4 protein-coding genes and 1 tRNA gene are annotated in these 6,133 nt (G+C 64.3%); 4 read left to right on the forward strand and 1 reads right to left on the reverse strand.

What is annotated here, in order from left to right; translation table 11 throughout:
• Positions 1 to 2: 2 nt before the first annotated feature.
• Together OEJ36_RS28725 and OEJ36_RS28730 are read left to right on the forward strand one after the other, a co-directional pair.
• On the forward strand, positions 3 to 1,493 hold the full coding sequence (locus tag OEJ36_RS28725; protein WP_263404399.1) for an MDR family MFS transporter: 1,491 nt from the start codon (positions 3 to 5) through the stop codon (positions 1,491 to 1,493).
• Between the two features lie 43 nt (positions 1,494 to 1,536).
• Positions 1,537 to 2,436 carry an EamA family transporter gene (locus OEJ36_RS28730; protein WP_021217878.1) on the forward strand — a complete coding sequence of 300 codons (900 nt, stop codon included), beginning with the start codon at positions 1,537 to 1,539 and terminating at the stop codon, positions 2,434 to 2,436.
• A 48-nt stretch (positions 2,437 to 2,484) separates the two neighbouring features.
• Here OEJ36_RS28730 and uvrB read toward each other — a convergent pair whose 3' ends face one another.
• Positions 2,485 to 4,500 carry an excinuclease ABC subunit UvrB gene (gene uvrB / locus OEJ36_RS28735; RefSeq protein WP_184490656.1) on the reverse strand — a complete coding sequence of 672 codons (2,016 nt, stop codon included), beginning with the start codon at positions 4,498 to 4,500 and terminating at the stop codon, positions 2,485 to 2,487.
• 186 nt (positions 4,501 to 4,686) lie between these two features.
• Here uvrB and OEJ36_RS28740 point away from each other — a divergent pair, with 186 nt between their 5' ends.
• Positions 4,687 to 5,883, forward strand: a complete 1,197-nt coding sequence (locus OEJ36_RS28740; protein WP_263404398.1) for an amino acid aminotransferase — start codon at positions 4,687 to 4,689, stop codon at positions 5,881 to 5,883.
• 69 nt (positions 5,884 to 5,952) lie between these two features.
• Positions 5,953 to 6,028: transfer RNA gene (locus OEJ36_RS28745), tRNA-Asn, on the forward strand.
• Positions 6,029 to 6,133: the final 105 nt, after the last annotated feature.

Consider the following 6,133-nt stretch of genomic DNA (forward strand, 5'->3'; position numbering starts at 1 on the left):
CCGTGATGAGCGCTATGCTCGGCGCCTTCATGGCGGTGCTGGACATCCAGATCACCAACTCGTCGCTGAAGGACATCCAGGGTGCGCTCTCGGCGACGCTGGAGGAAGGTTCGTGGATCTCCACCTCCTACCTGGTGGCCGAGATCATCATGATCCCGCTCACTGCATGGCTGGTGCAGGTGCTCTCGGCGCGACGCCTGGCGGTCTGGGTTTCCCTCGGTTTCCTCGCCTCTTCCCTGCTCTGCTCCATGGCCTGGAGCCTGGAGAGCATGATCGTGTTCCGCGCCATGCAGGGTTTCACCGGCGGCGCGCTGATTCCCCTGGCCTTCACCCTGACCCTGATCAAGCTGCCGGAGCACCACCGGGCCAAGGGCATGGCGCTGTTCGCTATCACGGCCACCTTCGCCCCCTCCATCGGCCCGACCCTGGGCGGCTGGCTGACCGAGAACTTCGGCTGGGAGTACATCTTCTACATCAACGTGCCCCCGGGCCTGCTGATGATCGCCGGGCTGATGTATGGCCTGGAAAAGAAGGCGCCGCATTGGGAGCTGCTGAAGAGCACCGACTACGCTGGCATCCTCACCCTGGGCCTTGGCCTGGGCTGCCTGCAGGTATTCCTCGAAGAGGGCCATCGCAAGGACTGGCTGGAATCGCAGCTGATCGTCGGCCTGGGCAGCATCGCCCTGGTGAGCCTGGTGCTGTTCGTCATCCTGCAAACCTCGCGACCCAACCCGCTGATCAACCTGGGCATTCTGCGGAACCGCAACTTCGGCCTCTCGAGCATCTCCAGCGTGGGCCTGGGCATGGGGCTCTATGGCTCGATCTACGTGCTGCCGCTGTACCTGGCACAGATCCAGGGCTACAACGCACTGCAGATCGGCGAGGTGATCATGTGGATGGGGGTGCCGCAGCTGTTCCTCATCCCGCTGGTGCCCAAGCTGATGAAGATCATCTCGCCCAAGCTGCTCTGCGCCCTGGGCTTCGGCCTGTTCGGCGCGGCCAGCTTCGCCTCGGGGGTGCTCAACCCGGACTTCGCCGGCCCGCAGTTCAACCAGATCCAGATCATCCGCGCGCTGGGCCAGCCCCTGGTGATGGTGACCATCTCGCTGATCGCCACCGCCTACATCATGCCGCAGGACGCGGGCTCGGCCTCCAGCCTGTTCAACATCCTGCGCAACCTTGGCGGCGCCATCGGCATCGCCCTGCTGGCCACCCTGCTGGACAGCCGCGCCAAGGTGTATTTCGACTACCTGCGCGAATCCCTGGTGCCGAGCAACCCGCAGGTGGCCGAGCGCCTGACCCTGCTCAGCGAGAAGCTCGGCAGCGACCAGGCGGCCCTGGGCAAGCTCAGCGAGATCGCCCATCAGCAGGCGGCGATCATGGCGTACAATGACGCCTTCCATTTCATCGGCATCGCACTCGGCATCAGCATGATCGCCGTGCTGCTGACCCGTTCCCTGCCCGCCGGCGCCTCCGGCGGCGCCGCTCACTAACCCACGCGCTGCCTGAGGCGGCGCGCTCCGCTTCAGGCTTTGCATGTCCAGCATCAACGCAAGAACCCGTGCCCTCCTCCTGGTGGGCGCCTTCGCCCTCATCTACATCGGCTGGGGCACCACCTACCTGGCCAACCACTTCCTCCTGCGCGAGCAGCCGCCTTTCGTCATCGCCACCCTGCGCTTCCTCTTCGCCGGCCTGCTGGCCCTCGGCTGGGTGCTGCTGCGTGGCCAGGCGAAGGTGCAACGCAGCGACCTGGGCAGTGCCTTCATCGGTGGGGTGATGCTGATCGCCGTCGGCCAGGGCGCGCTGATCTACGCCAACCAGTACCTGCCCACCGGGATGCTGGCGATGCTCTACACCACGCTGCCTCTATGGAGCGTGGCACTGGAGTGGCTGCTGGACGAACGCCCGCCGCTCTGGGTGCTGTGCGGGCTGGCCATGGCCAGTGGCGGCATCCTGCTCTTGATGGGTAACGGGCTGGGCGAGAACCCTGGCTTCGAACAGTGGTTCGCCGGCGCCCTGGTGGTGACCGCCACCCTGCTCTGGGCCGTAGGTGCCTGGCTGTTGCGTAAGCGCGGGCCCTTCCGCTCCAGTTGGATGGGCCTGGCCATGCAGATGCTCATGGGCACCGTGCTGCTGGCCGGCTTCGGCCTGTGGCGTGGAGACTGGCAGGGCTTCGAGCTGGCGCGGCTGTCCCCGACTGGCTGGGCGTGGCTGGCCTATCTGGTGTTGCCGGTGAGCCTTGGTGTCTACCCGGCTTATTTCTGGCTATTGCGCGAAGTGCGCCCGAGCCTGGTGTCCACCTTTGCCTTCGTCAACCCGGTGGTGGCACTGCTGCTGGGCTTCCTGATCCTTGATGAACGCCTCAGCGTAACGGCGTTGCTGGCCTGCCTGGCGACCCTGGGCGGGGTGATGATGATCATCTTCGGCCGGCGCTGAGCCGCGGACCGCAGATGGAAGAAGGGCGCCTGATGGCGCCCTTTTCGCTCACACCTGCAGCAACCTGTCGCGGAGCTTCTGGATCTCGTCGCGTAGCTGCGCAGCGGCCTCGAACTCCAGATCGCGGGCCAGCTGGTACATCTTCTCTTCCATCTGGCGGATGCGCTTGGTGATCTCGCTCGGCGAGCGCAGCTCGGCTTCGTAACGTGCGTGCTCCTCCGCCACCTTGGCCATGGCCTTGCGCTTGTTGCTGCGCGAGCCGGGCACGGTGGCGCCTTCGAGGATGTCCTGGACGTCCTTCTGTACGCCCCGGGGAACAATGCCGTTCGCCTCGTTGAACGCGATCTGCTTGTTGCGGCGGCGATCGGTCTCGTCGATGGCCCGCTGCATGGAGCCGGTCATGTTGTCGGCATAGAGGATCGCCTTGCCGTGCAGGTTACGCGCCGCGCGGCCGATGGTCTGGATCAGCGAACGCTCGGAACGCAGGAAGCCTTCCTTATCGGCATCGAGGATGGCCACCAGGGACACCTCCGGCATGTCCAGCCCCTCACGTAGCAGGTTGATGCCCACCAGCACGTCGAAGGCACCGGTGCGCAGGTCGCGGATGATCTCGACGCGCTCCACGGTATCGATGTCCGAGTGCAGGTAGCGCACACGCACGTCGTGGTCGGCGAGGTAGTCGGTGAGGTCCTCGGCCATGCGCTTGGTCAGGGTGGTGACCAGCACGCGCTGCTCCACGGCAACGCGCTTGCGGATCTCGGAGAGCAGGTCGTCGACCTGGGTGGTGGCCGGGCGCACCTCGATCTCGGGGTCCACCAGGCCGGTCGGGCGCACCACCTGCTCCACCACGCGACCGGCATGCTCCGCCTCGTAGGGCCCGGGCGTTGCGGAAACGAAGATGGTCTGCGGGCTCATCGCTTCCCACTCGTCGAAACGCATGGGTCGGTTGTCCAGCGCCGACGGCAGGCGGAAACCGTACTCCACCAGGTTCTCCTTGCGCGAGCGGTCGCCCTTGAACATCGCACCGACCTGCGGAACGCTGACGTGGGACTCATCGATCACCAGCAGGGAGTTGGCCGGCAGGTAGTCATAGAGGGTAGGTGGCGCCTGGCCGGGCTCGCGTCCGGAGAGATAGCGCGAGTAGTTCTCGATGCCGTTGCAGTAGCCCAGCTCGACGATCATCTCCAGGTCGAAACGGGTGCGCTGCTCAAGGCGCTGGGCCTCCACCAGCTTGTTGTTGCTGCGCAGGTAATCGAGGCGCTCCTTGAGCTCTTCCTTGATCTTGTCCACCGCACCGAGGATCACTTCCCGCGGCGTCACGTAGTGGCTCTTGGGATAGAAGGTGAAGCGCGGCAACTTGCGGATCACCTCACCCGTCAGCGGATCGAAGGCCGACAGGCTTTCTACTTCATCATCGAAAAGCTCGACGCGGATGGCTTCGAGATCGGATTCCGCCGGGAAGATATCGATCACATCGCCGCGGACACGGAAGGTGGCACGGGCGAAGTCCATATCGTTGCGGGTGTATTGCAGGTCCGCCAGGCGACGCAACAGCTCGCGCTGGTCGATCTTGTCGCCCCGATCGAGATGCAGAACCATCCGCAGGTAGGACGTGGGGTCGCCCAGGCCATAGATGGATGAAACCGTTGCCACGATGATCGCATCGGACCGCTCCAGCAGCGCCTTGGTAGCGGACAGACGCATCTGCTCGATGTGGTCGTTGATCGAAGCATCCTTCTCGATATAGGTATCCGAGGAAGGAACGTAAGCCTCTGGCTGGTAGTAGTCGTAATAGGAGACGAAATACTCGACAGAGTTGTTCGGGAAGAAGGCCTTGAACTCGCCGTAGAGCTGGGCAGCCAGCGTCTTGTTCGGCGCCAGTACGAGCGTTGGGCGCTGCACCTGGGAAATGACATTGGCGATGCTGAAGGTCTTGCCGGAACCGGTCACCCCCAGCAGCGTCTGGTGCGACAGGCCCGCTTCCAGGCCCTCTACCAACTGGCGAATGGCTTCAGGTTGGTCGCCGGCCGGCTGGAAGCGGGTGACGAGTTGAAACTCTGACATGGCTGACCTCGGCAAAATGATGTGACACCCGCCCAGTGGCAGCGTCAAACCAGGCGAAAAGCTAGCGTACGTTGTCGCAGCGCGCGACCTTGACCGCTATAATACCGGCCCGATTGCGCAACCCCAATGCACGATGCTCGCGGGGTTGCCAGGCCTCCAACTTCCTTCCTCTCGAGCAGCCGCATCATGAGTCTGTTTTCTGCCGTCGAAATGGCTCCGCGCGACCCCATCCTGGGCCTCAACGAAGCATTCAACGCCGACCCTCGCCCGACCAAGGTCAACCTTGGCGTGGGCGTCTACTACAACGAACAGGGCCGTATTCCGCTGCTGCGCGCCGTTGCCGAGGCCGAGAAGGCCCGCATCGAAGCCCATGCACCGCGCGGCTACCTGCCGATCGAAGGCATCGCCGCCTACGACCTGGCCGTGCAGAAGCTGCTGTTCGGCAGCGACTCGGCGCTGATCGCGGACGGCCGCGTCATCACCACCCAGGCCGTCGGGGGCACCGGGGCCCTGAAGACCGGTGCCGACTTCCTCAAGCGCCTGCTGCCGGACGCCGTGGTCGCCATTAGCGACCCGAGCTGGGAAAACCACCGCGCGCTGTTCGAGTCCGCCGGCTTCCCGGTGCAGAACTACCGCTACTACGACGCGGCCAGCCACGGCGTGAACCGCGCCGGCATGCTCGAAGACCTCAAGGCCCTGCCTCCTCGTTCGATCGTCGTGATGCACGCCTGTTGCCACAACCCGACGGGCGTCGACCTGAACCTCGACGACTGGAAAGCCGTGCTGGAAGTGATGCGCGAGCGCGAGCACGTGCCCTTCCTCGATATCGCCTATCAAGGCTTCGGTGACGGCATCGAACAGGACGCTGAGGCCGTTCGCCTGTTCGCACAGTCCGGCCTGAATTTCTTCGTCTCCAGCTCCTTCTCCAAATCGTTCTCGCTCTACGGCGAGCGCGTCGGCGCCCTGTCCATCGTCACGGGCTCCAAGGACGAGGGCAGCCGCGTGCTGTCGCAAGCCAAACGCGTGATCCGCACCAACTACTCCAACCCGCCGACCCACGGCGCCACCGTAGTCGCCTCGGTGCTCAACAGCCCCGAACTGCGCGCCCTGTGGGAAGAGGAACTGGGCGAGATGCGCCAGCGCATCCGTGACATGCGCCTGGCCATGGTCGAGCAGCTGGCCGCCTTCGGCGCCAAGCGCGACTTCAGCTTCGTAGCCCGCCAGCGCGGCATGTTCTCCTACTCCGGCCTCACCGCCGAGCAGGTAGAACGCCTGAAGAACGAGTTCGGCATCTACGCCGTCAGCACCGGCCGCATCTGCGTCGCCGCACTGAATAACGGCAACCTGGAAAGCGTCACCCGCGCCATCACCCAGGTACTGTGAAAAAAGCAGGAGAAGCTCAAGCCAAACGCTTGACTTCTCCTTCTTAATCAGTAGGATACGCGTCGTTGTTCCGCGATAGCTCAGTCGGTAGAGCAAATGACTGTTAATCATTGGGTCCCTGGTTCGAGTCCAGGTCGCGGAGCCAAATTCAAAGCCCTCGGCACATGCCGGGGGCTTTTTCGTTTAGGCCCCTGGACTCTCACCAGGGACTCCGTCGCCGGTTATTCGGGACCTTCGGCCCTCACCCCTC

Origin of the sequence: Pseudomonas sp. PDM13 (assembly GCF_025685765.1) — a bacterium.
Taxonomy (GTDB): domain Bacteria; phylum Pseudomonadota; class Gammaproteobacteria; order Pseudomonadales; family Pseudomonadaceae; genus Metapseudomonas; species Metapseudomonas solani.

Excerpts from the sequence above, each read along its gene's own strand:
- OEJ36_RS28730 (WP_021217878.1), top strand. The coding sequence starts at position 1,537 with ATGTCCAGCATCAACGCAAGAACCCGTGCCCTCCTCCTGGTGGGCGCC.
- OEJ36_RS28740 (WP_263404398.1), top strand. The coding sequence starts at position 4,687 with ATGAGTCTGTTTTCTGCCGTCGAAATGGCTCCGCGCGACCCCATCCTG.
- uvrB (WP_184490656.1), bottom strand. The coding sequence starts at position 4,500 with ATGTCAGAGTTTCAACTCGTCACCCGCTTCCAGCCGGCCGGCGACCAA.